The following is a 26917-nucleotide window of genomic DNA, read 5'->3' as shown; positions in this document are numbered from 1 at the left end:
GAACGCGCAGACTGGTCAGCCTCTCGACCTCCATTGGCCGCACCGCCGACCTGAGTGATCACGGCAGCAAGCCATTGGAAGGCTCGACCGACTAGACCGAGAATTCTCTTGAGCATAGGCTCCGCCTCCCCTGTGGATGGAACTCTACGAGCATTAATGCTGGCAGTCCACTCCCCTCGACTAACGCACCATCTGGGCGTGCGTGATCCCCGGAGCGCTCAGGTCAAACGTCTCAACGCCGTCGAACTCGAATCCGTTGCGACGATAGAACGCGATGGCGCGTGGATTCTCCTTCGCCACCCAGAGCATCGCCGGCACCTCGCCCAGTACCGCGTCGAGCAGCGCTTGGCCGACGCCGGTTCCGTGAGAGTCCGCCAGCACGTAGAGGCTGTACAACTGGCGCTCCCGAGGGAGGTGTCGTCCCTCCGGACCAGAGCTTGGCCCGGCCACGGCGAACCCGACGATCCCCTCCCCTGTCCTGGCAACCCGAATCGTCCATTCATCGCGGGGATTTCGAAGGGCCTGATCCCACTGCTCCTGACGTCCGTGCAGGTGCTTCTCCATAAAGAATTCCGCAGGAAGCAGATGGCCGTACGCCTCTCGCCACGTGGCGACATGGAGTGCTGCGATGACCGGGGCATCCGCCACAGTCGGCTGTGTGATCTCGAAACGGATCACTCCGGCGGCTCCCACAGCTCGATCGCCAGTCCCTCGGGGTCGTGGATGCGGGCGAAGGTACCGTAGTCGTCGGTGTTCCACTCGGGACGGCGCTCCACGGCGATGCCCGCCGCCTCCAGCTTCCCGGCCAACGCATCCAGCTCCGTGACGCGCACGTTGAGCATGAACGCTTGGTCCGCCGCGAAATAGTCGCTGTCGGCGGGAAACGGCGCGAAGACGGTCATGCCTGCTTCCTGCTGCCAGATTTTGTCCTGACCGGCCTCGATACCGAGATGCTCGCGGTACCACGCCGCCCGTGCGTCCGGATCATTACTGCGGAAGAAGAGCCCGCCGATTCCCGTCACGCCCATGATCTGCCTCCTCGTTACACAACGTCAGCCTCGAGCAATCCGCCCGCGGCCGATTTGCGGCCAGCTTACTGGCGGGGTCGCGCAAGCAGCCACCCGAATTCACGAGAACCGCAAGGAATGTGTGCCACTTCAAGCTCAGTCGCGCTTTGCCGTCGACAGGATGACGAGGCGTTGGGTCGCCCGAGTCATCGCGACGTAACGGTCAACTGCCCCTTCGATGCCCGTTCCGAATGTTTCGGGGTCGATGAGCACGACGAGATCGAACTCAAGTCCCTGTGAGAGTTCCGGGGTAACAAACCGGATGCGAGGCAGTGAGGTGAAGACGTCGCCATCGCTTCCGTCGGTGCTGATGACGGCCGCGACTCCTTCGGGATGCTCGGCGAGCCAGCCCTCGAGGATCGACCCGAGATCCGACACTAATGCGTGCTCGACCGGAACCCCGCTTCGGCGGACGGAGGTCGGCACGTTGGCATGCGGGAACACTGACCGAATGACCGGCTCAGCCTCGACCATGATCTCCTCAGGCGTACGGTAGTTGATGCTCAATGAGTTCAGACTGAAGTTCCCCAGCCCAATCCGGGCGAGCCGCTCGTCCCACGACTCGGTGAACCCATGCCGCGCCTGCGCCCGGTCCCCCACAATGGTGAAGCTCCGGGACGGGCACCGAACCAGCAGCATCCTCCATTCGGCATCCGTCAGTTCCTGAGCCTCGTCGACGATGATGTGGGCAAACGGTCCCGCAAGGAGGTCAGGGTCAGCGTTAGGCAACGCTGACTCGTCCAGCAAACTGTTCTGGGCATCCTGACCGCGCAACATCGACATCACGAGCAGCTCTGAGTCGTCTGCCGCGATGAGATCGTCGACGACTCGCTCCATCTGGTCCCGATCTGTGACGATCTGGGCTTCGCGCAAACGCTGGCGTCGAGCCACTCCCGGATCACCCACTCGCAGGCGCGCGGCGTCCAGAAAGGGCAGGTCGGATACCGTCCAGGCCTGGGCATCCGGGCGCTGCAGTATCCGAATCTCCTCGGAAGTGAGCCACGGCGCGCACGCGCCGAGATAGGCGGGAACCGACCACAGGTCGCTGACGATTCCGACCGGGTTGAGCAACGGCCAGGCCTTCGTGAAAATACTGGTCAGCTCGTCGTTCTGCAGCAGTGCCCGACGCACCGTCTGGGGTGCGACTTCTTCATCGTCGAATTTGTCGATCAGGATGTCGAGGAGAGCGTTCCACACCTGGTCACGCGCCTCATTGTGCGGAGTACCGGGGTCCGGGGCGTCGAATGCCTCAGACCACTCGGCAGCGCTGAGCCAGACATCCGACCAGGGCGTCTCAATCGTCATGGCGTTCAACGGAGCACGCTCGTACACCCTCACCGCAGCCTCGATTGCACTCAGCAGGTCGCCCATTGCCTTCAACCGGGCGACATCCGAATCGATCTCCACCTGCGCCGACGCACCCTCGGCCACGAAGTCGCGCAGCGTGCAAATCTGCACGCTCTCCTCTCCCAGGCTGGGTAGAACATCGTTGACATAGGCCAGATAGGCCTGGTGCGGACCGACGAAGAGCACGCCTCCCCCACCCCGGGCGATCCGCGAGTCGGAGTACAAGAGGTATGCGGCGCGGTGCAGAGCAACAACCGTCTTGCCCGTTCCCGGCCCGCCCTCGACGACCAGAGCGCCACGAGACCCTGCGCGGATGATGGAATCCTGGTCGGCCTGGATTGTACTGAGCACGTCACGCATGTGTGACGACCTGCTGCTGCCCAGACTGGCGATGAAGGCGGTTTGGTCGTCGAGAGCAGCGCGACCTTCCAGCCCGTCGAGGGCGAAGACTTCGTCCCAATAGTCGCTGATCCGTCCGCGCGTCCAGCGATACCGGCGACGGCTGGCCATGCCCATCGGGTTGGCGTGTGTCGCCCCGAAGAACGGCTCGGCCGCCGGGGAACGCCAGTCGAGGAGGAGCCGACGGCCCGTGTTATCGACCAGCCCCAGCCGCCCGATATAGATGGTTTCAGAATTGTCGGCCCGAACGACGTGGCCGAGGCAGAGGTCCAGTCCAAACCGGCGCAGAAGCCGGAGGCGGGACGTCAGTCGGTGGATCTCCAGGTCGCGGTCCATCGCTTCCTGACCGCTACCGCCGGGCGCCCTGCGCAGACCAGCGAGCCGGGCCGTCAGCTCGGCAATCGACTGCTCGAGAGTCGTCGCAATGTCAGCGAAGTGTTGCTCATCGCTCCCGATCAGTCGCGGGTCAGCTTTAGCAGCGAGGCGGTCGGGAAGATCAAACGCACTGGTGGTCACCGTCATGACAGCAACTCCCTCCTTAACGGGGCACGACAAGTGTGGGACACGACAGGGGGCTTGCCGCAAGGTACCCCCTCGGCGATAGATTGGAAGTGGAAGGACATGCGTCGTTGCCGAGCAGACACCATTGCTGCTGTTTGCTTCACCAGACGACGGATGCGCCGAGCCCGCGCCTCGCGCTCCTGGCCCGCCCGCCGGCACCTGCCGTATCGTGCAATCCGCTGTCGGAGTAGCGTCGAGTTCATGGCTGGCATCAGCGCGGCTCGCTTGGAAACCATTCGCTATCACGAGAGTTTCTACGCCGTCACGTCGCTCGGCACGGATGGTTCCTGGCTGGCCGCGCCGCACCCGTCGGTACTCGAGGCAATCAGTCTCGTCTCTCAAACCGAGCCGGTCCGAGCATACGATCTCGGAGCAGGAGTCGGACGACATACGGTGCCGATGGCACAGCTTCTCCCCATCGGTTCGACCGTCACCGCGGTCGATTTACTTCCCAGCGCTGTCGCGATGCTCGTCAGCAATTGTCGCGCCGCCGGGGTGCTCGAGTCGGTCATGCCCGTGGTCGCGGACCTCGAAGACTACCGACTCGGCGATGACCCTACGGCGCTGATTGTCGGCTTCTCGGTCATTGAGCATCTCAACTCCCCCCGTGCCATGCGAGCGCTCCTCACGCAGTGCCGGGAGGCGACAGTTCCCGGAGGAATCGTCTCGTTCGGGGTCGTTGCCGACCGAGTAGAGATTGCTGCCGATGGTTCACGCTCCACCGGAATCGTCGAGACCACACTCTCTGCCGCTGACGCACGGGCGTGTTTCAGCTCGCTTTTTGCTGGATGGACGGTGTTGCGCGCAATGACTGAATCCGCGTCGGTCTGCGAGGAACGCGGCGGAGTGCCCTATCGACTGTGCGGATCGCTTGTGGTCTATACCGCCCAGAAGCGATGAACGGTCATATTCGCCTTCCGCAGATTCAGCGGTCTTGCCCTCCCGGCGTTTCAGCGCTGTTCTCCTGTTGCTCCCGGATCGCGTAGTCGATCGAGATGCCGAGTCCCGGCTGAGTCGTGTACAGCCGCTGGTACTCCTCGGCAGCGCTCATCACCGGCCCGAAGGCAGAACGGATGCGCGAGCCAGGCCGCGCCTTGACCAATCGGACCACCATCCCCACGGCGATGGAGGCCCAGAACAAGACCACGACAACGAGTGACGCGACCGGTGCCGCCACCGTCACCGCAGCAAGTACCGCCGTTGCAATGAACCCCGCTCCAACGAACCACCAGACCCGACTCGGTCGCGCCACTCCCCCACCAGACCGGCTCATGCCGCTGAGACGCTTCATCGCGACCGCCGGCTCCCGCTCATGCGCCGACACTACCAGCGGCAGGGCGTCCGGCAACCTAGGTGGAGGTATCCTCTGGCGTCGGGTGGATGACCATGCCGAATTCGTTGACCGGCTCAAACACATCGGGGTCACCGGTGTTAGTCGGCGGACCTGGGCAGATCAACCGAGTGTTCTGTACCGAATGGTCAATGACGTGCTCTTGCATGGATCGCCCGCAGACGGGGCACACAGCCAAGTCGACGCTGGTCTCCGCGTCGTAACGGCCGGGCGGCGGGTTCTCGAATGCTGGTCGAAGCTTGTCTTCCACCCATTCGAAGAGGTGCGCGTATGCCCCGTTCGCTCGGGACTTCTTCTCGTCGGCCATGCCCACACGATACGCCGGATCGCCCTGATCCGCACGAGTTATTCGACACGGCCGAACGGAGCATCATCAGCTGATCAGGCCTCGCCGAAGCCCGATTCGATCAAGGCGGCCAAGGCGTCGACGGCGCCCTTTCCCTCGTCATCAAGGGTGTTGATCTCGACAGCGGTACCCCGGGTGAGCCCCAGCGCCATGATGCCCAGCAAGCTCTTCGCATCCTTGCCGTTGACCGTCACCCGCACCGGAAAGGTCGTTGCAAGTTTGACGAAGTCGGCAGCGGGTCGCGCGTGCAAGCCGTCGGCGTTGATCAAAGTCACCGTTCGGGTGTAGCCGGCAGGTACCGCACTGGACACCGGGCCGGCCGGCGCCTGGACGGGGACGTGCGCAGCATTCGCCGACTGCGCCGCAGCGACCACCGCGGCGAGGTCTTCTCCCGACTCGGCCGCAACTGCGGCGGCAACACCACCCTCGACCAGCGGCGCATCAACAATCACTGCACGCTCGCGGTCTGCGTCAACAAGAAAATCACGCGCCGTCTCCGCAGTCAGAATCGCTGAGCCGAGGTCGCACAACACCACAACGCCGGCACCGGTGTCGGCCGCTGCCATGCCCGAACTGACCTTGTCAAAGCTCGTGCCGATGCCGCCCTCGTCGGTACCACCTGCCGCGACGAGAAGCGCGGTCGGTGCCATCTGCCGGGCGAGGTCAACGAGACCATCGGCGATCTTCTCACTATGCGAGACAAAGACGACCCCGACCCGCGCGCCTGCTGCAGCCACGGCTAAGCCGTCCCTGCCGCGTCGGCTGCGGCCCGAAGCAGAAGCGCCGTCGACTCGGCCCCGGGGTCACGGTGACCGATGGCCCGGTCGCCCAGGTAGCTCGCCCGCCCCTTGCGGGCAACCCAGGGTTCAGTGGACACAGCCCCAGCCTGCGCGGCATCGGCCGCGCGGGCGAGAATCTCCGCGACGTTCGCGCCCGCCCCGTTTGCCGCCGCCGCGGCGTCGACGGCGGGCGTCCAGGCATCGACCATGGTTTTGTCTCCCGACTCGGCCTTGCCGCGCAGAACGATGCCGTCACGTGCCGCGGTGAGAAAGGTGACGATGCCGGTGCCGTCGAGTTCGGTCAGACCCACGATCGAGAGCGATCCCTTGAGAAACGCGGTGCCGTAGAGCGGGCCGGCCGCGCCGCCGACCGTGGAGATCAGCGTCGTGGCGAGGACTTTGAACACATCGGACGGAGTCGCCGTATTGGCTAGCTCGGTGAGCTTCGGAAGGGCAGCCTGAAAGCCGCGATCCATGTTTTCACCGTGGTCGCCGTCGCCGATGTCCCGATCCAGCGTGTTCAACTCGGCGCGATTCAGGGCGATCTCCGCCGCGCTTCGCCTGATCCATGCCTCGGCCCAGTCGGCTCCCACACTCATTCGGTCTCCTTCTCCAACTTTAACCTCGACCGTCCGGGGCAGATCCGCCTCAGTTCCCTACCGACCCCAGCGCAATGCAGCGGTGTGAACCGGTGCATCCCAGAGCGTGGTCAGTTCGTCATCCAATTTCAACACGCTAATGGACGCGCCCTGCATTTCGAGGGAGGTGGTGAAGTTTCCGACCAATGACCGGGTGACGTCGATCCCCTTTTCGGTGAGCACCTCGGCCGCACGCCGATAGACGATGTACAGCTCGACCTGCGGCGTGCCGCCCATGCCGTTCACCATCAGCAGCACTTTGTCACCGGCGACGAAGGGCACATCGTCGACCACCGCGGCGAGCAGCCGGTCGACAATCGCATCGGCCGGTTCGAGTTTGATGCGTTCCCGCCCGGGTTCGCCGTGGATACCGATACCGATTTCGATCTCGTCATCGGCCAGGGTGAAGCTCGGCTCACCGGCGTGGGGAACCACACACGGGGTGAGGGCAACGCCCATGGTTCGCACCTGCGCATTCACCTTTTCGGCAATTGCAGCCACGCCGGCGAGATCGTCGCCGCGTTCGGCCGCCGCACCGGCAATCTTTTCCACGAGCACGGTACCGGCAACCCCACGACGCCCGGCCGTGTACAGCGAGTCTTTGACCGCAACATCGTCGTTGATGATCACTGCGCGCACGTCGATGTCTTCGGCCGCTGCCAGGTCGGCCGCTGTCTCGAAATTGAGCACGTCGCCGGTGTAGTTCTTGACGATGTGCAGCACTCCGGCGCCGCCGTCGACTGCCTTCGTCGCGGCAAGGATGGGATCGGGCGTCGGGGAAGTGAACACTGCCCCAGGAACTGCGGCATCGAGCATGCCCGGCCCGACGAACCCGCCGTGCATGGGCTCATGGCCGCTGCCACCGCCACTCACTATTCCCACTTTTCCGGACACCGGTGCGTCACGGCGAACGATGAAGATCGGGTCGAGGGAGACCGTGACCAGATCGGCATGGGCCGCACCGAAACCTGACACAGCCTCGGTAACGACATTCTTCGGATCATTGATGAGCTTCTTCATGAGCTTCCGTTCACTCGGCAAATCTGAAACCACCCGGACGTCTGCTCCGTCTCGAATCGTCGTGGTTCTCCCGCTCAAACTACGCCATGCTCGCCCGCGGGGTAAGGGCAACGCGCACGGAGGACCCTGGCCATTCCCCTCACAGAGCGCCGAGGCTAGGGTGTAGCCAAACGCTCACCCTGGCCCCCGTTCGTTGCAGCGTCTCATCTCCACGCCTCATGTGCAGCAACTGCGCCGGCCAGCGACGGTAGAGAGTCCGCCCAACGGAGGTCACCATGACTGATTACATTCTCGCGATCGACCAGGGAACAACGAGTTCTCGGGCCATCATCTTCAGTAAAGAAGGCTCGGTCGTCTCGACCGGCCAGCTCGAACACGAACAGATATTTCCGCAAGCCGGGTGGGTCGAACACGACCCCAAGGAGATCTGGAACAACGTTCGTGAAGTAATTGGTCAGGCTTTGGCCAAGGCGAACATCACCCGCCACAACATCAAGGCAGTCGGAATCACGAACCAGCGTGAGACTGCAGTCGTCTGGGATAAGACAACCGGCGAGCCGGTGTACAACGCGATTGTCTGGCAAGACACCCGCACCCAGCCGATCGTCGACCGGCTGGCCGCCGACGGTGGCGTCGAGCGCTTCAAACAGAAGGTGGGCCTGCCCTTGGCGACCTACTTCTCGGGCACCAAGATCGTCTGGATCCTGGAGAACGTTGAGGGTGCCCGGGCGAAGGCAGAAGCCGGCGACCTGCTCTTTGGCAACACCGACGCGTGGGTTCTCTGGAATCTCACCGGTGGTGTCAACGGCGGCGTGCATGCCACGGATGTGACCAACGCGTCGCGCACGATGTTCATGGATCTCGAGACGCTGCAGTGGGACGACGACATCCTCGCCGCATTCAATGTGCCGAAGTCCATGCTTCCCGAGATCAAGAGCTCGTCAGAGGTGTACGGGATCGTCGAGGAACACTCGTTGCTGCGAGAAGTTCCGGTTGCGGGCATCCTGGGCGACCAGCAGGCAGCAACGTTCGGCCAGGCCGCGTTCGACACCGGCGAGGCGAAGAACACCTACGGCACGGGCAACTTCCTCATCTTCAACACCGGCGAAGAAATCGTCCACTCCAAGAACGGCCTCCTCACCACGTTGGGCTACAAGCTCGGCGACGCAGCTCCGCACTACGCTTTGGAAGGCTCAATCGCCGTGACCGGTGCTCTCGTGCAGTGGTTGCGTGACAACCTCGGCCTGATCTCGTCGGCCGACGAGATCGAAGCACTGGCTCGAACCGTCAACGACAACGGCGGCGCCTACTTCGTGCCGGCGTTCTCCGGCCTGTTCGCACCGTACTGGCGATCGGATGCCCGTGGCGCGCTGGTTGGGTTGACTCGGTTTGTCAACAAGGGCCATATCGCCCGTGCTGCACTCGAGGCGACTGCCTTTCAGACGCGTGAGGTCATCGAAGCCGTCAACGCAGATTCTGGCGTGCCGCTGACCGAAATCAAGGTGGATGGCGGAATGATCGCGAACAATCTGCTCATGCAGTTCCAGGCTGACATCCTGGGCGTCCCGGTCGTTCGCCCCGTGGTCGCCGAGACGACTGCGCTCGGCGCTGCCTATGCGGCAGGCCTTGCCGTCGGGTTCTGGAGCGACCTTGACGATCTGCGGGCCAACTGGCAAGAAGACAGCCGGTGGACGCCGCAGATGGATGAGGCGGAGCGGGCACGTCAGCTGCGCAACTGGAAGAAGGCCGTGACAAAGACCTTCGGATGGGTCGACGAAGACGTCAACTGACGAAACAGCAGAGTCCGACCGACCACGCCATCAGGGCAGGTCGGTCGGACTTTTGTGGGGGCAACACGTGACGCGCCCGGCTCAGCCCCGGGTTGCCTCGACCCACTGTGCGAGTTTGCGAGCGGCGGCGCCCGAATCGATCGCCTCCGCTGCGACGAGCATCTGAGCGCGGAAACGATCCAGAATGCTGATCTGGCTCTGGGAGGGATCCTGTGCCAACGCGTAGGCGACCAATCCGGCCGCGGCGTTCAGCAACACGATGTCGCGCACCGGGCCCTGATCGCCGGCCAGAACCGAGTGCACAACGGAGGCGTTGTGCGCGGCGTCTCCCCCGGTCAAGTCACTCATCTTGGACCGCTTGATGCCGAGGTCGCGAGGATCGATGTCGTGCTCGGTCACCAGTCCGCGGGAGATCTCCCAGACGTGACTGTGGCCTGTCGTGGTCATCTCGTCGAGGCCGTCATCGCCGCGGAAGACAAGGGCCGTCGCACCGCGGGTTTGGAACACGCCGACGAACAGCGGAACGCGAGACAGTGTCGCGACACCGACCGCCGAGGCCTCCGGCCTCGCCGGGTTGCACAGTGGGCCGAGGTAGTTGAAGACCGTGGGGATGCCCAGTTCGCTGCGCGTGGCCGCTGCGTGACGGAAACCGGGATGGAAAGCGGCGGCGTACGCGAAAGTGATTCCCGTCGCATCCAGGATCTCGGCGACCGTGGTGGCGGACAGCGTGAGGTCGATGCCGAGCGCCGCGAGCACATCCGACGCGCCCGAGTCGGAACTTGCCGCTCGATTGCCGTGCTTGATTACTGGTACGCCAGAGGCCGCACAAACAATTGACGCCATCGTGGACACGTTGACGGTGCCGAACCTGTCTCCACCCGTGCCGACGATGTCCAAGGCCATGGGGTTGACGGGGAGTGGAATGGCGTGATCGAGGATCGCGTCACGGAACCCGACAATCTCGTCGACAGTCTCCCCTTTGGCCTGAAGAGCCACCAGAAACGCGCCCATCTGGGCCGCTGTGGCCTCGCCGACCATGATCTGTTCCATGCTCCAGGCGGCATCGGCGACACTCAGGTCCTCTCCACGGAGAAGGGAGCTCAGGATATTGGGCCAAGACTGCGATTCCAGCATGCGCACAATCGTAGAGGAATCTGCCTACTCCCCCGAAATCACGCGGATTTTCATCGCTCGGTAAGGCTTACCTAACCATAACCATTGGGCGACAGGCATGCCTGAATGAGAAAAAGCTGTACGAATATCGGCCATAATGGAGGGGTGACGAGCACCTCAATTACTCATACGGCTGTTGCGCCGGTAGTGAACAGGCCCAACAGCGTGGCAGTGGGCACCATTGTCTGGCTAGGCAGCGAAGTTATGTTCTTCGCCGGCCTCTTTGCCATCTACTTCACCCTTCGGTCGACTGCGCCCGAACTGTGGCAGTTCGAGACGGACAAGCACAATTTCACTTACGCGCTGATCAACACACTGATCCTGGTGTCCTCCTCAGTGACATGCCAGTTCGGCGTGTTCGCTGCAGAGCGACTTCAGCCTCGGGCGACCGGTTGGAAGCCCAGCCAGTGGGGCATGGTCGAGTGGTTCTTCCTCACCTACGCCCTCGGCGCCATCTTTGTGGCCGGCCAGGTGCTTGAGTACGCGACGTTGGTCTCGGAGGGCATCTCGCTCAGCTCCAACGCGTACGGCTCAGCCTTCTACATCACAACCGGATTCCACGGAATCCACGTGACCGGTGGTTTGATCGCATTCCTTCTGGTCATCGGCCGCGCCTTCGCGGTCAAGCACTTCGGTCACAAGGAAGCCACCAGCGCCATCGTGGTCTCCTACTACTGGCACTTCGTCGACGTCGTCTGGATCGGGCTCTTCCTGGTCATTTACGTTCTCAAATAGAAATCAGAAGCGGACAACCACAGCATGCCCGAGAACAGAAAACTCACTACCCGGCAGGGTCGCAAGGCCGGTCGTCGCCATCCTTTGGCCAGCGTCGCCCTGATCGCCATCGGCCTGCTCTTCACCGGAGGCGCCTACGCAGCTTTCAGTGCAACGAGCTCCGCGACTGCGCAAGCAGATGCCACGAGCCAGCAGACCATTGACGAAGGCAAGAAGCTCTTCGCCGCCAACTGCGCCACCTGCCACGGCCTCGCTGCCGACGGCACGGCCGACGGCCCGAACTTGATCGGTGTCGGCGCTGCTGCTGTCGATTTCCAGGTCGGAACCGGCCGGATGCCGATGGCAGTCAATGGACCACAGGCAGAACAGAAGCCCGTGCAGTTCACCGACGAACAGGTTGCAGCTCTTGCCGCCTATGTCGCTTCGTTGGCTCCCGGCCCCGCGATTCCTGAGGGCGAAGTGCTCGACGGCCAGGGTGACCTCTCCAACGGTGGAGAGCTGTTCCGCATCAACTGCGCAATGTGCCACAACGTGGCCGGCGCAGGCGGCGCCCTGACCGAGGGAAAGTTCGCTCCCCCTTTGACGGGTGTGTCGTCCAAGCACATCTATGAGGCGATGGTCACCGGCCCGCAGAACATGCCGGTCTTCAATGACATGAACATCACCCCTGAGGGCAAGCGCGACATCATCAGCTACCTCAAGTACCTCGAGAACAACCCGTCGCCGGGCGGTTTTGCGCTGGGCTCGCTCGGACCTGTTTCAGAGGGCTTGTTCCTCTGGATCTTCGGCCTGGGTGCAGTCGTGGCGTTGACCGTGTGGATCACGGCAAAGTCGAACTAACCGGATACCGGTTCATGACACAGCGTATAAAGCCCCTGAAGGAGAACAATGGCCAAGGACGATAACGGCGGGAAGGACCTGATCGCCGCCGACTCGCCCGGCGCACACGCGGAGGAATCCTCCGGTATCGCCGTCGTCGCACGGGATGCCGTCGCCAACCCAGGTCTCCCCCCGCACCGCAAGCGTGTGACAGATCTCGAACCGAAAGCTGAACGCACCGCCGAGCGCGCTGTGTACACGCTCTTCTACCTGTCAATCGTGGGCAGCATCTGGGCGATCGCCGCCTACATGATCTTCCCGATGGAAGGTGAAGACGTCGGATCAGTTCGACTGAACAACCTGTTCATCGGTTTGGGTCTGGCGCTCGCGCTTCTAGCGCTCGGTATTGGTGCGGTCCACTGGGGCAAGGCACTGATGTCCGACCACGAAGGCGTCGATGAGCGTCACCCGGTTCAGGGCAGCGATGAAACCCGTGCCCGTTCCGTGGAGATCTTCCAGGAAGCGAATGAGGAGTCAGGCTTCGGCCGTCGCACCCTCATCCGCAACAGCCTGATCGGCGCACTCGTCGTGTTCCCGCTTCCCGCAGTGGTGCTGTTCCGCGGCCTCGGCCCGCAGGACCAGGATCCGGTAGCGCTCCTCGAGCACACCATGTGGAAGAAGGGCATGCGCCTGACGGTCGACCCCAGCGGCACCCCGATCCGAGCATCGGACGTCACGCTCGGCTCGGTGTTCCACGTGATCCCCGAGGGTTTGGTCGACCTGGAGCACGGCAAGCTCGAAGAGAAGGCCAAGTCCGCAGTCTTGCTGATGCGTTTGAAGCCGGAAGATCTCCACGAGCAGCCTTCACGCAAGAGCTGGTCGTATGACGGCATCGTCGCGTACTCCAAGATTTGCACCCACGTCGGTTGCCCTGTTGCTCTCTACGAGCAGCAGACACACCACCTGCTCTGCCCGTGCCACCAGTCACAGTTTGATGTTTCAAACGAGTGTGCAGTTATCTTCGGACCGGCCAAGCGGCCGCTCCCCCAGCTGCCCATCGCCGTTGACTCTGAGGGCTACCTGGTCGCGCAGAGCGACTTCACCGAACCCGTCGGACCGAGCTTCTGGGAGCGTTCTTGAGCACGTCAACCACCACGAGCGCACCCGCCGAGGCTAAAAAGTCGGGCGGCTTCACCGCTTCCGCGGCGAACTACCTCGATGAGCGCACCAGCATCTCTACAGCGGTCAAGGAACTGGGTCGAAAGATCTTTCCTGACCACTGGTCATTCCTTCTCGGTGAAGTGGCGCTGTACAGCTTCGTCATCATCCTTCTCTCTGGAAGCTTTCTGACATTCTTCTTCCAGGCGTCGATGACGCAAATGCACTACGACGGTTCGTATGTTCCGTTGAAGGGTGTCGAGATGTCTGCCGCCATGGCGTCGACCCTCGACATCTCCTTCGATGTTCGTGGTGGATTGCTCATGCGCCAGGTTCACCACTGGGCTGCGCTTCTCTTCGTTGCCTCCATCGGCCTGCACATGCTGCGCATCTACTTCACCGGTGCGTTCCGCAAGCCGCGTGAGCTCAACTGGGTGATCGGCTTCGTGCTCTTCATCCTCGCGATGGCTGAAGGCTTCACCGGCTACTCCCTCCCCGATGACCTGCTCTCCGGAAACGGTCTGCGCATTATCGACGGAATCATCAAGGGCATTCCGGTCGCCGGAACCTGGATCTCCTTCCTGCTCTTCGGCGGCGAGTTCCCGGGTGAAGACATCGTCGGCCGCCTCTACTCGCTGCACATCCTGTTGCTGCCCGCTCTGGTCGTCGCTTTCATCGCACTGCACCTCCTGTTTGTGGTTGTCCACAAGCACACGCAGTACCCCGGTGCGGGCAAGACCAACCAGAACGTCGTCGGCTTCCCGGTTCTCCCGGTTTACGCCGCGAAGGCCGGTGGATTCTTCTTCATCGTCTTCGGCGTCGTGATGCTGATGGCTGCGCTGTTCACGATCAACCCGATCTGGAACTACGGCCCGTACGACCCGTCACCTGTTTCCGCCGGTACCCAGCCTGACTGGTACATCGGATTTGCCGACGGTGCACTGCGCCTGATTCCGCCGGGACTCGAGGTCGTGTGGCTTGACCACACCTACTCGTGGAACATCTTGATCCCGTTGATCGTCATCGGCATCTTCATCATGCTCGTGATGTTCTACCCGTTCATCGAGGCGTGGATCACCGGCGACAAGCGCGAGCACCACATCCTGGACCGCCCGCGCAACGCTCCGACCCGCACCGCGATCGGCGCCGCCGGCGTGACCTTCTACGCAGGCCTCTGGGCTGCCGCGTCGTCGGACATCATCGCGACGCACTTCCACCTCACGATGGAAGGCGTGATCCACGCCATCCAGGCGATCACCATCCTCGGACCGGTTCTTGCCTACTTCCTCACCAAGCGCATCTGTCTGGCGCTGCAGAAGAAGGATCGCGAGATCGTGCTGCACGGCTACGAGTCAGGCCGCATCGTTCGCCTCCCCGGCGGCGAGTACATCGAGGTGCACCAGCCCGTTGACGAGTACGAGCGCTGGAAGCTCATCAACCACACGGACTACAAGCCGTTGATGATCCGCCCGAACGCCAAGGGTCAGATCACCGCCGGCCAGCACTTCCGTGCCGCGATGTCCCGTTGGTTCTTCGAAGACCGGATCGCACCGGTCAGCCAGAAGGAACTCGACCAGTCGCACGGCGATCACCACTAGTCACCACGGCTGATCGGAACACACATAACAGATCGGGTATCGATGTCACTCCAGACTTTGTCGGAGTGGCTTCGATGCCCGGTCTGTTTTTCTGCGCTCAGCCCGCAGGAACCGCTCATGGTCACCTGCGACGCCGGGCATTCCTATGACGTGAACAAGCGGGGCTTCATCACCCTTCTGCGTTCCCGCGGTTTGATCGGCGACAGCGCTGAGATGCTTGCCGCACGCGATGCTTTTCTGGGTGCCGGCTGGTACGCGTCGCTCAGGGAGGCCGTCACCCGTGTCGTCGCGTCGGAGTCGCCGCTCACCGTCGTCGACATCGGCTGCGGTACCGGCTACTACTTAGGCGGTGTTCTTGACCAGGTGCCGGCGGCGCGCGCGTTGGCCGTCGACATCTCGCCTGCGGCGGTCTCCCGAACGGTACGCAACGTGGACCGAACTGACGGCCTCGTTGCCAATGTCTGGTCGCCACTGCCCATCAAGGATGGCGCAGCCGATGTCATCCTCAACGTCTTCGCGCCCCGCAATGCTGCGGAGTTCGCACGTGTACTTCGACCGGACGGCTTACTCGTCGTGGTCATCCCCCAGCCTTCCCACTTACGCGAATTGCGCGAGGCGGGTCGTGCCCTCGGCGTTCAAGAAGACAAAGCTGCCGTCTTGATCTCCGGCCTCGCCGAGTATTTCGCCGTGCACTCCCGCCAGCAGCTCTCTGCGGAGGTCTGGCTCACGGAGTCAGAGATCACGGCACTTGTTGGGATGGGGCCGTCGGCCCATCACCAGTCCGCCGCAGATGACCTGCGTGAGGATGCGGACAACCTCACGGTCGACCGACACCCGGTGACGACGTCATTCGAAGTGTTCGGCTTCCGCCGACTCTCCCGCTGATCACTGCTCCCCCGCGCTCAGCGGGATCTGGCCAAAGCGCTCTCCTGACCGAAGACCGGTGTTGTCGCCGTCGAATGGGAGTGCCAGGGTGAGTGCATGGCGATCCAGGTGCGCACAGCGACGGTCTTCGACGACGTGAAGACGATGGTGGGGCCGAAACGCGCCGATGCGAACGTGTGCTGGTGTCTGAGCTACCGCATCCCGTCAACCGAGAACCTCGCGCTGCGTGGGCCTGAGCGCGGTGAGCGAGTGAAACGCCTGACGAGCGAAGACCCGCCGCCTGGGGTTCTCGCCTACGACGACGTCGGCGAAGTAGTCGGCTGGGCGGCGGTTCATCCTCGCGCCGACACCGGGTTCGCGCGCAACCGGAAGATTCCGCACGTCGACGAGCTCGACGTCTGGTCGGTCTGGTGCATCCGCGTGCGCCCGGGGCATCGTGGAACCGGGATCTCACACCGGCTGCTGGCCGGCGCCGTCGAATTCGCACGCGAACATGGCGCTCCGGCGATCGAGGGTTACCCGGTCGACAACGCAGGCGAGAAGGTCGATCTCACGATGGCCTATGTCGGCACTCGCTCACTCTTCGAGCGGGCCGGATTCACCAAGGCGGCCGACACCGAATCCGTGTTGAACGGTTTTCCCCGCGTCGTCATGCGGTTGGATCTGCACAGCTAGATTCAGTGCGGCTTCACTGAAGGCTTACGAAGAGGTCGTGTCGGGGTTCACGATCAGAAACCCTCCGAGTTTCGTCCAGCCGTCCGGTACCGGGTCATCCGGGGCCACGATTCTGGCAATTCCGGTTGCGCTGCCGCTTATCCAAAGCCGTGAGGCGTTGGCGTCGGTCGTGCAGCCCGAAACACTGCCCTTCGGCGGATTGGTGAGCACCAAACAGATTCCAGGCATCCCGGACTCCGCTTCGACGTAGTCGGTCACAAAGTAGCTCACACCGGCGAGCTCGCCGACGAGGCGACCGGTGGCGGCGCCGCTCGCCACTTCCTTCACGTCAACGGGCAAGGCCTCGATCGGGCTGCTTTCCGCAGACAGGAACTTGCGAATCTGAGTTGTTTGATCGTCGCCCACGCACCCCGTGAGAACCAGTGCCGCGCTGCAGGCGAGTGCTCCTGCCCAGATCCGTGATGTAACCATTTGCCCACGCCCCCCCCAACGCTGTCTGTCACTGAGCGTACAGGTGCACGGCGTCCGGATACGCAAAACGCCCTCCCGAAGGAGGGCGTTTCGCGTTCAGAAAGCAGATGCCTGCCAGCGTTAGCGGGCGAAGAGACCGCGGTAGTACTCGTAGACCCATCCGACGAGGCTGATGACGCCGACACCGACCGCGATGAAGCAGATCCAGAAACCGACTGCGAGGCCGAGGAACAGCAACGCTGCGCTTCCGGCCAGCATGATCGGCCACCAGCTCCACGGGCTGAAGAAGCCCATCTCGGGATCGCCATCATCGATGTTTGCATCGAGGCGGTCTTCCGGAAGCTCTCCACCCTGAGCGGCGTGGACGCGGCCCAGGTAGAAGGCGAGGAAGGCCGACAGGATCGTCGACAACGCGAGGGCAAAGGTACCGGCCCACTCGACAGCCAGGTGGTTCGGGTCAAGCAGGCTCCAGACCACATAGGTGACGGTGGAGAGTGCGAAGAAGACCGTCAGGATCCAGAAGAGATTGACGTTGGCTTTCATTTACTTGACCTTTTCCGAGGCGGCGTCATAGATGGGTGCGTCTGGTGCATCTTTCGCCGGACCGATGCCGACCGGGATGCCCACCTCGGGGTGGTTCAGGTCGAACGCGGGGCGCTCAGACCGGATACGCGGAATCGAGGTGAAATTGTGACGCGGCGGCGGGCACGACGTGGCCCACTCGAGGGAAGCACCGTAACCCCAGGGGTCGTTGACCGTGACCTTCGGCGCCTTGCGAGCGGTGATGTACACGTTCAAGAAGAACGGGATCAGCGAGACCGCGAGGATCATTGCACCGATGGTCGACAACTCGTTCATCCAGGTGAAGCCGTCTTCCGGTGAGTAGGTCGCGTAACGACGCGGCATACCAACGACACCCAGCCAGTGCTGCACGAGGAAGGTGGTGTGGAAGCCGATGAACAGCAACCAGAAGTGCCACTTTCCGAGAGTCTCGTTGAGCATCTTGCCCGTCCACTTCGGCCACCAGAAGTAGAAGCCACTGAACATGGCGAAGACGACGGTGCCGAAGACGACGTAGTGGAAGTGCGCCACGACGAAGTAGGTGTCAGACACGTGGAAGTCGAGCGGCGGCGACGCGAGGATGACACCGGTCAGACCACCGAAGGTGAACGTGACCAGGAAGCCGATCGCCCAGAGCATCGGGGTTTCGAAGGTCAACGACCCGCGCCACATCGTGCCGATCCAGTTGAAGATCTTCACACCGGTCGGAACCGCGATGAGCATCGTCATCAGCGAGAAGAAGGGCAGCAGCACGGAGCCGGTGACGTACATGTGGTGAGCCCACACCGTGACCGAGAGAGCAGCGATCGAGATCGTGGCGTAGACGAGGGTCTTGTACCCGAAGATCGGCTTGCGGCTGAACACCGGGAACACCTCGGAAACGATGCCGAAGAACGGCAGCGCAATGATGTAGACCTCAGGGTGTCCGAAGAACCAGAACAGGTGTTGCCAGAGGATGGCGCCACCATTCGCTGGGTCGTAGATATGAGCGTTGAAGATACGGTCTGCAGCGGCGGCCAGCAGGGCTGCGGCCAAAACCGGGAACGCCATCAGGATCAGGATCGAGGTGACGAGCGCGTTCCACGTGAAGATCGGCATGCGGAACATGGTCATACCGGGGGCACGCATCGTGATGATCGTGGTGATGAAGTTCACACCACCGAGGATCGTGCCGAATCCCGAGAGACCCAGGCCAACCATCCAGAGGTTTCCACCGACACCGGGCGAGAACGTCGTCGATGCCAGCGGCTGATAAGCAAACCAACCGAAGGATGCAGCACCCTGCGGGGTGAGGAACCCAGCGACGGCGATGAGGCTACCGAAGTTGAAGAGCCAGTAGGAGAAGGCGTTCAGACGCGGGAATGCCACGTCGGGAGCACCGATCTGCAGCGGCATGAGGGCGTTCGCGAACCCGAAGAAGAGCGGGGTGGCGAACATGAGCAACATGATCGTGCCGTGCATCGTGAACAGCTGGTTGTACTGCTCCTTGGTCTGAACAATCTCAAGACCCGGGGCGAAGAGCTGTGCGCGGATGACCAAGGCCATCACGCCGCCGATGCAGAAGTAGATGAACGAGGTGATCAGGTACATGTACCCGATGACCTTGTGGTCGGTGGAGGTGATCCACTTGACCAGGATGTTGCCCTTGCGCTCAGCCGTCGGCGAGGTCACGGGCGATGAGCCCTGTGACGCCGTCGGTGTCGGGGCGGGTGCTGTGATGGTGCTCATGGGTTAGTGGCCCTCCTCGATGGTCGGGGCACCCGTGCCCGGAAGATTGCTGTTTCGGTCATATTCCTGACCGAGCTGACCGGTGTTGCCGGCTGCACGCAGCGACTCGATGTACGTGTCGTAGTCAGCCTGTGAGACGACCTCGACGTTGAAGAGCATGAGGGAGTGGTACTCGCCACACAGTTCCGCACACTTGCCGGCGTACGTGCCGACGCGTTCGGGGATCAGCGACATGTAGTTCGTCTTGCCCGGAATCACGTCTTTCTTGTACAAGAAGTCGATAACCCAGAACGAGTGGATGACGTCGCGAGACTCGAGCTTGAACTCGACCTTCGCGCCGACCGGAAGAACCAGCTTCGGCAGCTCGGCTTCCTTGATCGTGCCGGCCGGAGCATCGAGCTTCGGCTGGGCCTGAATGCCCGCCGAGTAGACGTCTTCGTTCACGTAGTTGAAGTCCCAAGCCCACTGCTTGGCCATGACCTCAATCTGCACGTCCGGCTTGTCGAAGCGAGCTTCGATCGCAGCCTGGTCACGCGCGGTGAAGGCGAAGAAGCCCAGCACCAAGATCAGCGGCACGATTGTGTAGAAGATCTCGATCGGCATGTTGTAACGCATCTGGACCGGAAGACCGGTCTGACCCTTGCGGCGTCGGTAGACAACGACCGCCCAGATAGTAAGGCCCCAGGTGATGAGACCGACGATGAGCAACACGATCCACGAAGTGGTCCAAAGCCCTGAAATGCGCTCGGTGTGATTTGTCACCGCCGATTCGCCATCAACAAAGCCGGGGAGAAAACCATTCAGCTGGGCGGTAGTGCACCCGGCAAGAACAATGGTTAACGTCGCTGCGATCGGAATTGCAGCCCATCGGAGACGGCGATTTGTGCGCACCGGTGACCTTTCGGGAGACTCGAGGGCACTTCACAGGAAGTGCTTTGACCGGTTCTAGCCTACTCCGGCAGATGCCGCCCAATGTGCACTCTGGGGGCCGAGTCGCTCGAGAAGTCGCCGTCTGCCTGAAAATTTCCCGCCAAAAAGGGCCGAAAAAGCCAGATGGGAGACCATCCAGACGGATGATCTCCCAGGTTGACGTGCTTCGGCTAACTAGTGGAAAGAATCTCCACACGCGCAGCTTCCACCCGCATTGGGGTTGTCGATGGTGAACCCCTGCTTCTGAATCGTGTCTTCAAAGTCGATGGTGGCGCCCTCCAGGTAGGGAACGCTCATCTTGTCGACGATCACTTCGACGCCGTCGAAGTCACGCACGGCGTCACCATCGAGAGTGCGCTCGTCGAAGTAAAGCTGGTAGATCAGCCCTGAGCATCCGCCCGGCTGCACGGCTACGCGCAGACGCAGGTCTTCACGGCCCTCCTGCGAGAGCAGGCTGCGCACCTTGTCGGCTGCGGCGTCGCTCAGCCCGACGGCGTGAACTGCGGCGTCGGCGGTCTGGGACGCAGTGGTGATGGTGTCAGTCATGGTGCTCCTCGGTTCGATCAGGTGAGTGATCGCGTCGGTTCGGTCGTTCGGCACTGGGATAGCTCGGCACGGGGGCCGGTATTGAAAAGATTCTAACTCCGGCAACGTTGAACTCGCCGTGAACATTCCCGGGCGTCATATCGGGCGTCACTGACGTCGCGGATGCGTCTGGCGAATTCAACGATGGCAGCCGGTTCTAGACGGCGTCGCGGCGGTTCAAGCGCCCCAAGAGGTAGGCCTCGGTCAGAAGCGCCCGCTTGAACACGCCGAGGTGCAGCGACTCGTTGGGACTGTGCGCACGGGAGTCAGGGTCTTCGACGCCGGTGACCAGGATCTGCGCGGCCGGGAACACCCGAACGAGGTCGGCGATGAACGGGATCGACCCACCGACTCCGATGTCAACCGGTGGCACGCCCCACGCATCGGCCATCGCCTGCCGCACCGAGGCGACCGCCCAGCCGCTGGTGTCGACGAGGAACGGCTCCCCCGTGTCGACGTCATCGATCTCGAGGTGCGCGCCAAACGGTGCGTTCTCTCTGAGGTGCTTCTCGATCGCCTCATATGCCGACTGCGCCTCCTGACCGGGGGCGACGCGCACACTGATTTGCACGCTGATCGCTGGGGAGAGAGTGTTTGACGCGTTCGCGACAGTCGGCGCATCGATTCCGGTGACGGTAATCGATGGCTGAGCCCAGATCCTGCTGAGAATAGTGCCGTGTCCGATCGGCGACACGCCATCGAGCAGCCCGGTCTCCCGGCGCAATTGCTCCTCAGAGTAGGGCGGTGTCTCTTGGTGGTGGCTGGTCAGCCCGGCCACGGCGACGCCGCCGTCAGTGTCGTGAAGTGTCGACAGCAGGCGAATCGTGGCCAGCATCGCATCCGGTACCGCTCCCCCGAACATTCCGGAGTGCGAGGCATGGGCGAGCGTACGCACCGTCAACCGGAAGGTGACATTTCCGCGCAGGCCGATCGTCAGTGCTGGCGTGTCGATGTCCCAGTTATTGGAGTCGGCGACGACGATCACGTCACCCGAGAGCGCTGCATGATTCTCTTCGAGGAAGGTGGCGAATGAGCGGCTGCCGAACTCTTCCTCGCCTTCGATGAACAGGGTGAGGCCGAGATCGAAGTCGGCCCCTTCCGCCTCGACCAACGCGCGGATGGCACCGATGTGGGCCATGACGCCCGCTTTGTCGTCGGCGGCGCCACGGCCGTAGAGGCGGTCACCGCGCACGGTGGGCTCGAACGGGTTCGACTCCCACTCTTCGTCTTTGCCTGGAGGCTGCACGTCGTGGTGGGCGTAGAGCACAACGGTCGGCCGCCCGTTTCGGGCGGCGCGCGTTGCAATCACGGCGGGCTGGCCGAGCTCGTCGGTGCCGGGAATGCCGGCTTGCTTCACCTCGACAACGTCAAACACTCCGAGATCACGGGCCAGGGCGGCGACTGCGTCGGCGCTGGCGGCGACCTGGTTTCGGTCGAATGCCGCCCACGAAACCGACGGGATGCGCACGAGCGCAGACAGGTCGGCGATCGTGCCGGGTAGGCCGCGTTCAACGGCCGCGCGCAACGCGGAATCGAGTTCGGGAACAACTTCAGAGACTGGCTTCTGGGTATCCGTCATGGAGGTAATCTTAAAGCAACCAATCGCAAGGAATTGATGTGGCTAAGAACCCTGTAAACCCCGACGCCCAGCCGTCGATTGAGACTGCCGACGAAACTGCAGCTCGCCTCGCTGCTGCGGCCACGACCGGAAAAGGTCAGGCGACGCCGACGCGCAAGCAGCAAGAAGCTGCCAACCAGCGTCCGCTCGTCCCCGGTGATCGCAAGATTGCCGCCAAGCAAGCCCGTGAAAAGTCGATGGAGGCGCGAGGACGCGCCCGCATCGGAATGGCAAACGGCGAAGACAAGTACCTCCCCCTTCGCGAGCGTGGACCGCAGAAGCGCTACGTGCGTGACTACGTCGACGCGCGTTTCAACGTGGGCGAGTTCATGATTCCGGTCATGTTCCTGGTGATCCTGCTCACCTTCTTCCCCGACCCTGCAGTGCAGACGTACGGCATCCTCGCCCTCTGGGCGTTCTTCCTCGTTGCAGTTGTCGACTGCGTCATCCTCGGTTTCATCGTCACCCGCAAGGTTGCCGCCAAGTTCGGTGCCGACAAGGCGGAGAAGGTGCGTTGGTACGCCGCGATGCGCGCACTCCAGCTGCGCCCGATGCGTCTGCCGAAGCCTCAGGTGAAGCGCGGCCAGTACCCGAGCTGATCTACACCCTGAACGAAACAACTGACCCGCAGCCGATTCGGCTGCGGGTCAGTTGTTTCTTGAGCCTCAGTTACTGAAGGCGCCCGCACGAATCAGCGGAACGCGCACCTCTTCATCGGTCATTGAGCCGTGCTGGCCGATCATCTGTCGCGCAGTCTGATTGGGTTCGCGGGAGTCGTAATAGGCGACGAGTTTGCGCGCCGCCACGATTACGTCGCCGATGCGCGGCAGTACCTCGTCGGCGACCGGGCCGAAAAGACCGGATGCGATCGCCTCGTCACGCGTGAACACCCAGGCACGGTCCCCTTCGACGCTGCGCCAGTCCTCGGCCAACGCATCGGCCGCACCGGGCGTCGGAGACTCCAGGTAGAGGTAGAGGCAGCGCGGGTCTCCCCCGATGTGGCGGACTCCCGCAACCAGCTCCGGAACCGTGTCGAAAAGTATGTGTTTGGTGTGCGGCACGTCAATTACTCCGTGGTCTGCGGTGAGCAGCAGGCCTTCGTCAGCGCCGAACCCTCCCGCGAAGGCGGCGATCTCGCCGTCGAGGGTTTCGAGGGCCCCCAGCCACTTCGCCGATTCCCAGCCGTGGGCATGGGCGGCAATGTCGAGCTCAGCGACGTAGAGATAGACGAGCGCCCGTTCATTCCCGTCAAGCACTCGCCGGGCCGCGGCGAAGCGGTCGGCAACCGAGTCTGCAGCGACGTAGGTCGCTCCGCGAAGCACCGCCTGGGTGAGGCCCGAGGCGTCGTAGCGCCTGGGCCCGATCACGAACGACGGCACGCCGACATCCGTTGCCTGTTCGAAAACGGTGCGCGCGCGCTGCCAGGTCTCGGGCGGCATTCCCTCATCCCAGCCGTTGATCTGGTTCACCACACGGTCATTGGCTTCATCGAGAACGCGGTAGCCAACCAGGCCGTGCATTCCTGGTTGCACACCCGTGGTCAGCGCGGCGATGCCGGCCACCGTCGTCGCCGGGAAGACACCTTCGATCACCGAAGTCTTGGTCAGCCTCGACGCAAGAAACCGGGCGTGCCCGGCGCGCGCTTTGATCGAGCTCACGCCGAGCCCGTCAGCGAGCACCACCACGGCCTTGGCCACGGGGGGAAGCCCGAAGGTGTTGGGTTCGCCGCAGATTGCGGCAAGAGAACTTGTCAGAACATCGGCCAGGCGCAGGGCTCCGAATTGGCGGGCCGGTAGAATTGAAGGCATCGGGACAAGTCTTTCACAGCTGTTCCGCACGTCCGCATCTCACCGAAGTGCACAGTGCCTGCCTCACGCACAGCGCACGCCTGAAGCAGAAGTCACGAATGAGCCGCAAAGACAGCACTCCCCCCGCCTCGATTACCGAACGCATTGAAGACGTCGACGTTTCCGTCGAGATGCAAGGCTCGTTCCTGGAATACGCCTACTCAGTGATCTACTCGCGCGCCCTCCCCGACGCGCGAGACGGCCTGAAGCCCGTGCAGCGCCGCATCCTGTACCAGATGAGCGAAATGGGCCTGCGACCAGACAGGGGCCATGTGAAGTCGGCCCGGGTTGTCGGCGAGGTGATGGGCAAGCTGCACCCGCACGGCGACACCGCCATCTACGACACCCTCGTGCGCATGGCGCAGGCGTTCACGCTTCGCGTTCCGCTCATCGACGGCCACGGAAACTTCGGCTCGCTCGACGACGGCCCGGCCGCCTCGCGCTACACCGAGGCGCGGCTGGCGGCCCCGGCGCTGGCGATGACCGAGAACCTCGACGAAGACGTCGTGAATTTCGTTCCCAACTATGACAATCAGCTGACCCAGCCCGATGTGCTTCCCGCCGCCTACCCGAACCTACTGGTCAACGGTGCGAGCGGAATCGCGGTCGGCATGGCCACCAATATGGCCCCGCACAATCTGGTCGAGGTCGTCGGCGCCGCCCGGCACCTGCTCGCGCATCCGAATGCGACGCTCGAAGACCTGATGGAGTTCGTTCCCGGCCCCGATCTGCCCACCGGCGGCACCATCGTCGGGCTGGCCGGCATCAAGGACGCCTACGCGACCGGCCGCGGCAGCTTCAAGACGCGCGCCCGGGTCTCGGTCGAGGCGATCACCGCGCGCAAGACCGGGTTGGTCGTGACTGAGCTGCCCTACCTGGTCGGGCCTGAGAAGGTCATCGAAAAGATCAAGGATGGCGTCAACAACAAGAAACTCAGCGGCATCTCCGATGTCACCGACCTCACCGACCGTACCAAGGGCCTGCGCCTGGTCATCGGCATCAAGACCGGGTTCAGCCCGGAGGCGGTGCTCGAGCAGCTCTACCGGGTGACGCCGCTCGAAGACTCGTTCAACATCAATGCCGTCGCACTGGTCGACGGTGGACCACAGACGCTCGGGCTGCGTGAGCTGCTCGTCGTGTATGTCGGCCACCGTATCGAGGTTGTCACCCGCCGGTCGGCCTACCGCCTGGCACGCCGCAAGGAACGCCTGCACCTGGTGCAGGGCCTCCTCATCGCCATCGTCGACATCGACGAGGTCATTCAGGTCATTCGCACCAGTGATGACAGCGAGCAGGCACGGACCCGCCTGATCGACGTGTTCGAGCTCAGCCAGCTTCAGGCGGAGTACATTCTCGAGCTGCGTCTGCGCCGACTCACCCGGTTCTCCCGCATCGAGCTGGAAAGCGAACGTGACCAGTTGCTCGCTGAGATCGCGGCTTTGGAGAAACTGCTCGGAAGCAAGCTGGCAATTCGCAACCTCGTGTCCGACGAGCTGGCGGCGGTTGCCGAGAAGTTCGGCACGCCCCGGCGCACCCTCCTCACCGAAGCCAAGCCGAGCATCGCCGGCGCCGCCTCGAAGCGTGGCGCAGTGGTGCTCGAAGTTCAGGACACCCCGACCCGGGTTTACCTGAGCGTGACCGGGCGCATCGCCCGGGTCGAACTGCAGGAGGGCGACGACGCCCAGGCCGACCGCGTCGGCCCCGCCAAACGACGCAGCAAGCATGACGCGGTGCTCTCGGTGCTCGACACCACCAGCCGTGCCGAGATCGGTGCGGTCACGAACCTGGGCCGCCTCATCCGGTTCACCCCGGTCGATTTGCCCCTGATGCCACCGACGTCGATTCAGCTTGCGGCCGGCGTCAAGGTTGCCGACTACCTGGCGCTGCCGAATCGAGGCGAAAAAATTCTCGCTCTCGTCTCACTGGAATCTCCGCGCGCGATTGCGCTCGGCACCAAGCAGGGAATCGTCAAGCGCGTCACCCCCGGCGATTGGGCCAACAAGCCCGATTTCGAGATCATTGCTCTGAAGCCGAAAGACGAAGTCATCGGAGCCGTTCAGGGCGGTGACGACGATGAGTTCGTCTTCGTCGCCTCCGACTCTCAGCTCTTGCGTTTCCCCGCGTCAGGCGTGCGCCCGCAAGGGCGTGCCGCCGGCGGCATGGCCGGCATCAAGCTGGCAGCGGATGCCCAGGTCGTGTTCTTCACCAGCCTGAGCCCCGAGGAGGCGGAGACCGCGGTCGTCGCCACCGTCGCGATCGGCAGCCAGACGCTACTGGGCATCGATCCCGGCAGCGCCAAGGTGTCGGAGTTCACCGAGTACCCGGCCAAGGGCCGGGCGACGGGCGGCGTGCGGTCGCAGCGTTTCCTCAAGGGCGAAGACACCCTGGCTCTGGCCTGGGTCGGTCCGGCACCGGCGCACGCGGTGGCTCTCGACGGAACACCCCGCGCACTTCCCGAATCGGGCGCACGCCGTGACGCCTCAGGAACCATGCTCGACGCCGTTGTCGGCGCGATCGGTGCAGCACTGAGCTAGTTGGTGCATCCGGTGAATTGTGAAGAGCCCGCCTCGTTGAGGCGGGCTCTTCTGCGTCTCGCGCGACTGGCAGCCACGAGCCCCCGCCCTTCTCGGCGCGAAGTATCCCCGCTGGCGCGGGGTCTACCCCTCGCCCAGCGGGATAGACCGCGCCGGGGCTGTGCGGCAGCGGCCGACGTGGGGCGGCCGCTCAGTGAACGACGGCTGGAGCGGCGAAGTCAGCCCCGGTTGCCCCGCGAGAAGCAACGTGAAGCGCAGCGAGGAAAGCAGCGATACTGCGCAATAGGAACTGACGCTCAGAA

General features: G+C 63.2%; 26 protein-coding genes. 10 read left to right on the top strand and 16 right to left on the bottom strand.

Translation table 11 applies throughout. The features are described 5' to 3' along the window. Window positions 1-180 precede the first annotated feature (180 nt). The 3 genes from AC1DCF_RS15625 to helR all read right to left on the bottom strand — a co-directional run bounded on the left by AC1DCF_RS15625 (window position 181) and on the right by helR (window position 3335). Window positions 181-678 (bottom strand): N-acetyltransferase family protein, encoded by a 498-nt coding sequence (locus AC1DCF_RS15625; protein WP_477211829.1) that lies wholly within the window; start codon window positions 676-678, stop codon window positions 181-183. Beyond that, window positions 675-1028, bottom strand: a complete 354-nt coding sequence (locus tag AC1DCF_RS15620; protein WP_477211828.1) for a VOC family protein — start codon at window positions 1026-1028, stop codon at window positions 675-677. The genes AC1DCF_RS15625 and AC1DCF_RS15620 overlap by 4 nt, the downstream gene beginning before the upstream one ends. A 135-nt stretch (window positions 1029-1163) precedes the next feature. After that, the gene (gene helR, locus AC1DCF_RS15615) at window positions 1164-3335 is read right to left on the bottom strand and encodes an RNA polymerase recycling motor ATPase HelR (protein ID WP_477211827.1); all 2172 of its coding nucleotides are present in this window, start codon (window positions 3333-3335) and stop codon (window positions 1164-1166) included. 240 nt (window positions 3336-3575) lie between these two features. Here helR and AC1DCF_RS15610 point away from each other — a divergent pair, with 240 nt between their 5' ends. Then, window positions 3576-4274 (top strand): class I SAM-dependent methyltransferase, encoded by a 699-nt coding sequence (locus AC1DCF_RS15610; RefSeq protein WP_477211826.1) that lies wholly within the window; start codon window positions 3576-3578, stop codon window positions 4272-4274. 25 nt (window positions 4275-4299) lie between these two features. Here the strand turns inward: AC1DCF_RS15610 and AC1DCF_RS15605 are convergent, their stop codons facing one another. The 5 genes from AC1DCF_RS15605 to dhaK all read right to left on the bottom strand — a co-directional run bounded on the left by AC1DCF_RS15605 (window position 4300) and on the right by dhaK (window position 7508). Continuing rightward, complete coding sequence (locus AC1DCF_RS15605) at window positions 4300-4665, bottom strand: hypothetical protein (protein ID WP_477211825.1); 366 nt, start codon at window positions 4663-4665, stop codon at window positions 4300-4302. A gap of 58 nt (window positions 4666-4723) precedes the next feature. Then, a complete protein-coding gene (locus tag AC1DCF_RS15600; protein ID WP_477211824.1) occupies window positions 4724-5032 on the bottom strand; it encodes a hypothetical protein in 309 nt (102 codons plus the stop codon). 74 nt (window positions 5033-5106) lie between these two features. Continuing rightward, complete coding sequence (gene dhaM / locus AC1DCF_RS15595; protein ID WP_477211823.1) at window positions 5107-5808, bottom strand: dihydroxyacetone kinase phosphoryl donor subunit DhaM; 702 nt, start codon at window positions 5806-5808, stop codon at window positions 5107-5109. A 2-nt stretch (window positions 5809-5810) separates the two neighbouring features. Next, a complete protein-coding gene (dhaL, locus tag AC1DCF_RS15590) occupies window positions 5811-6449 on the bottom strand; it encodes a dihydroxyacetone kinase subunit DhaL (protein ID WP_477211822.1) in 639 nt (212 codons plus the stop codon). 57 nt (window positions 6450-6506) lie between these two features. Further along, window positions 6507-7508, bottom strand: coding sequence for a dihydroxyacetone kinase subunit DhaK (gene dhaK / locus AC1DCF_RS15585; protein ID WP_477211821.1), 1002 nt, complete (start codon window positions 7506-7508; stop codon window positions 6507-6509). A 275-nt stretch (window positions 7509-7783) separates the two neighbouring features. On the opposite strand from dhaK, the gene glpK reads away from it, so the two are divergent. Continuing rightward, complete coding sequence (glpK, locus tag AC1DCF_RS15580; protein ID WP_477211820.1) at window positions 7784-9298, top strand: glycerol kinase GlpK; 1515 nt, start codon at window positions 7784-7786, stop codon at window positions 9296-9298. Between the two features lie 81 nt (window positions 9299-9379). On the opposite strand, the gene trpD is transcribed toward glpK, so the two are convergent. Next, the gene (gene trpD, locus AC1DCF_RS15575; protein WP_441789750.1) at window positions 9380-10432 is read right to left on the bottom strand and encodes an anthranilate phosphoribosyltransferase; all 1053 of its coding nucleotides are present in this window, start codon (window positions 10430-10432) and stop codon (window positions 9380-9382) included. A gap of 105 nt (window positions 10433-10537) precedes the next feature. On the opposite strand from trpD, the gene ctaE reads away from it, so the two are divergent. From ctaE to AC1DCF_RS15545, 6 genes are all read left to right on the top strand, one after another. Beyond that, window positions 10538-11206, top strand: a complete 669-nt coding sequence (gene ctaE, locus AC1DCF_RS15570; RefSeq protein ID WP_441789749.1) for an aa3-type cytochrome oxidase subunit III — start codon at window positions 10538-10540, stop codon at window positions 11204-11206. A 24-nt stretch (window positions 11207-11230) separates the two neighbouring features. After that, window positions 11231-12046, top strand: a complete 816-nt coding sequence (qcrC, locus tag AC1DCF_RS15565; protein ID WP_441789748.1) for a cytochrome bc1 complex diheme cytochrome c subunit — start codon at window positions 11231-11233, stop codon at window positions 12044-12046. 48 nt (window positions 12047-12094) lie between these two features. After that, window positions 12095-13165 (top strand): cytochrome bc1 complex Rieske iron-sulfur subunit, encoded by a 1071-nt coding sequence (gene qcrA / locus AC1DCF_RS15560; protein ID WP_441789747.1) that lies wholly within the window; start codon window positions 12095-12097, stop codon window positions 13163-13165. Beyond that, complete coding sequence (qcrB, locus tag AC1DCF_RS15555; protein WP_441789746.1) at window positions 13162-14781, top strand: cytochrome bc1 complex cytochrome b subunit; 1620 nt, start codon at window positions 13162-13164, stop codon at window positions 14779-14781. The genes qcrA and qcrB overlap by 4 nt, the downstream gene beginning before the upstream one ends. A 42-nt stretch (window positions 14782-14823) precedes the next feature. Next, window positions 14824-15666, top strand: coding sequence for a methyltransferase domain-containing protein (locus AC1DCF_RS15550; protein WP_477211819.1), 843 nt, complete (start codon window positions 14824-14826; stop codon window positions 15664-15666). Window positions 15667-15762: 96 nt separating this feature from the next. Continuing rightward, the gene (locus AC1DCF_RS15545; protein ID WP_477211818.1) at window positions 15763-16341 is read left to right on the top strand and encodes a GNAT family N-acetyltransferase; all 579 of its coding nucleotides are present in this window, start codon (window positions 15763-15765) and stop codon (window positions 16339-16341) included. A 24-nt stretch (window positions 16342-16365) separates the two neighbouring features. On the opposite strand, the gene AC1DCF_RS15540 is transcribed toward AC1DCF_RS15545, so the two are convergent. The 6 genes from AC1DCF_RS15540 to AC1DCF_RS15515 form a co-directional block, all read right to left on the bottom strand. After that, on the bottom strand, window positions 16366-16812 hold the full coding sequence (locus AC1DCF_RS15540) for a hypothetical protein (RefSeq protein ID WP_477211817.1): 447 nt from the start codon (window positions 16810-16812) through the stop codon (window positions 16366-16368). 120 nt (window positions 16813-16932) lie between these two features. After that, window positions 16933-17355, bottom strand: a complete 423-nt coding sequence (locus AC1DCF_RS15535; protein ID WP_477211816.1) for a cytochrome c oxidase subunit 4 — start codon at window positions 17353-17355, stop codon at window positions 16933-16935. Next, window positions 17356-19101 carry an aa3-type cytochrome oxidase subunit I gene (gene ctaD, locus AC1DCF_RS15530; RefSeq protein ID WP_477211815.1) on the bottom strand — a complete coding sequence of 582 codons (1746 nt, stop codon included), beginning with the start codon at window positions 19099-19101 and terminating at the stop codon, window positions 17356-17358. Window positions 19102-19104: 3 nt separating this feature from the next. Beyond that, window positions 19105-19992, bottom strand: coding sequence for an aa3-type cytochrome oxidase subunit II (gene ctaC, locus AC1DCF_RS15525; protein ID WP_441789740.1), 888 nt, complete (start codon window positions 19990-19992; stop codon window positions 19105-19107). A 213-nt stretch (window positions 19993-20205) separates the two neighbouring features. Beyond that, window positions 20206-20577, bottom strand: coding sequence for a HesB/IscA family protein (locus AC1DCF_RS15520; RefSeq protein ID WP_477211814.1), 372 nt, complete (start codon window positions 20575-20577; stop codon window positions 20206-20208). Window positions 20578-20773: 196 nt separating this feature from the next. Continuing rightward, window positions 20774-22195: a M20/M25/M40 family metallo-hydrolase gene (locus AC1DCF_RS15515; protein WP_477211813.1), complete on the bottom strand. Its 1422-nt coding sequence runs from the start codon at window positions 22193-22195 to the stop codon at window positions 20774-20776. Window positions 22196-22233: 38 nt separating this feature from the next. Here AC1DCF_RS15515 and AC1DCF_RS15510 point away from each other — a divergent pair, with 38 nt between their 5' ends. Beyond that, a complete protein-coding gene (locus AC1DCF_RS15510; protein ID WP_441789737.1) occupies window positions 22234-22833 on the top strand; it encodes a DUF3043 domain-containing protein in 600 nt (199 codons plus the stop codon). A gap of 66 nt (window positions 22834-22899) precedes the next feature. Here AC1DCF_RS15510 and AC1DCF_RS15505 read toward each other — a convergent pair whose 3' ends face one another. Then, window positions 22900-24042: an alkaline phosphatase family protein gene (locus AC1DCF_RS15505; protein ID WP_477211812.1), complete on the bottom strand. Its 1143-nt coding sequence runs from the start codon at window positions 24040-24042 to the stop codon at window positions 22900-22902. A gap of 98 nt (window positions 24043-24140) precedes the next feature. On the opposite strand from AC1DCF_RS15505, the gene AC1DCF_RS15500 reads away from it, so the two are divergent. After that, the gene (locus AC1DCF_RS15500) at window positions 24141-26615 is read left to right on the top strand and encodes a DNA gyrase/topoisomerase IV subunit A (protein ID WP_477211811.1); all 2475 of its coding nucleotides are present in this window, start codon (window positions 24141-24143) and stop codon (window positions 26613-26615) included. Window positions 26616-26917 lie beyond the last annotated feature (302 nt).

It is taken from the genome of Leifsonia sp. 10L418 (assembly GCF_056395445.1).
This window is presented reverse-complemented; position numbering and strand designations above follow the sequence as displayed.

What these genes read in the sequence shown, in the direction of transcription:
- AC1DCF_RS15620 (WP_477211828.1), bottom strand. Translation starts at nt 1,028, where the DNA reads ATGGGCGTGACGGGAATCGGCGGGCTCTTCTTCCGCAGTAATGATCCG.
- helR (WP_477211827.1), bottom strand. Translation starts at nt 3,335, where the DNA reads ATGACGGTGACCACCAGTGCGTTTGATCTTCCCGACCGCCTCGCTGCT.
- AC1DCF_RS15610 (WP_477211826.1), top strand. Translation starts at nt 3,576, where the DNA reads ATGGCTGGCATCAGCGCGGCTCGCTTGGAAACCATTCGCTATCACGAG.
- AC1DCF_RS15605 (WP_477211825.1), bottom strand. Translation starts at nt 4,665, where the DNA reads ATGAAGCGTCTCAGCGGCATGAGCCGGTCTGGTGGGGGAGTGGCGCGA.
- AC1DCF_RS15600 (WP_477211824.1), bottom strand. Translation starts at nt 5,032, where the DNA reads ATGGCCGACGAGAAGAAGTCCCGAGCGAACGGGGCATACGCGCACCTC.
- dhaL (WP_477211822.1), bottom strand. Translation starts at nt 6,449, where the DNA reads ATGAGTGTGGGAGCCGACTGGGCCGAGGCATGGATCAGGCGAAGCGCG.
- dhaK (WP_477211821.1), bottom strand. Translation starts at nt 7,508, where the DNA reads ATGAAGAAGCTCATCAATGATCCGAAGAATGTCGTTACCGAGGCTGTG.
- glpK (WP_477211820.1), top strand. Translation starts at nt 7,784, where the DNA reads ATGACTGATTACATTCTCGCGATCGACCAGGGAACAACGAGTTCTCGG.
- trpD (WP_441789750.1), bottom strand. Translation starts at nt 10,432, where the DNA reads ATGCTGGAATCGCAGTCTTGGCCCAATATCCTGAGCTCCCTTCTCCGT.
- ctaE (WP_441789749.1), top strand. Translation starts at nt 10,538, where the DNA reads ATGAGAAAAAGCTGTACGAATATCGGCCATAATGGAGGGGTGACGAGC.
- qcrC (WP_441789748.1), top strand. Translation starts at nt 11,231, where the DNA reads ATGCCCGAGAACAGAAAACTCACTACCCGGCAGGGTCGCAAGGCCGGT.
- qcrA (WP_441789747.1), top strand. Translation starts at nt 12,095, where the DNA reads ATGGCCAAGGACGATAACGGCGGGAAGGACCTGATCGCCGCCGACTCG.
- AC1DCF_RS15550 (WP_477211819.1), top strand. Translation starts at nt 14,824, where the DNA reads ATGTCACTCCAGACTTTGTCGGAGTGGCTTCGATGCCCGGTCTGTTTT.
- AC1DCF_RS15545 (WP_477211818.1), top strand. Translation starts at nt 15,763, where the DNA reads ATGGCGATCCAGGTGCGCACAGCGACGGTCTTCGACGACGTGAAGACG.
- AC1DCF_RS15540 (WP_477211817.1), bottom strand. Translation starts at nt 16,812, where the DNA reads ATGGTTACATCACGGATCTGGGCAGGAGCACTCGCCTGCAGCGCGGCA.
- AC1DCF_RS15535 (WP_477211816.1), bottom strand. Translation starts at nt 17,355, where the DNA reads ATGAAAGCCAACGTCAATCTCTTCTGGATCCTGACGGTCTTCTTCGCA.
- ctaD (WP_477211815.1), bottom strand. Translation starts at nt 19,101, where the DNA reads ATGAGCACCATCACAGCACCCGCCCCGACACCGACGGCGTCACAGGGC.
- AC1DCF_RS15520 (WP_477211814.1), bottom strand. Translation starts at nt 20,577, where the DNA reads ATGACTGACACCATCACCACTGCGTCCCAGACCGCCGACGCCGCAGTT.
- AC1DCF_RS15515 (WP_477211813.1), bottom strand. Translation starts at nt 22,195, where the DNA reads ATGACGGATACCCAGAAGCCAGTCTCTGAAGTTGTTCCCGAACTCGAT.
- AC1DCF_RS15505 (WP_477211812.1), bottom strand. Translation starts at nt 24,042, where the DNA reads ATGCCTTCAATTCTACCGGCCCGCCAATTCGGAGCCCTGCGCCTGGCC.
- AC1DCF_RS15500 (WP_477211811.1), top strand. Translation starts at nt 24,141, where the DNA reads ATGAGCCGCAAAGACAGCACTCCCCCCGCCTCGATTACCGAACGCATT.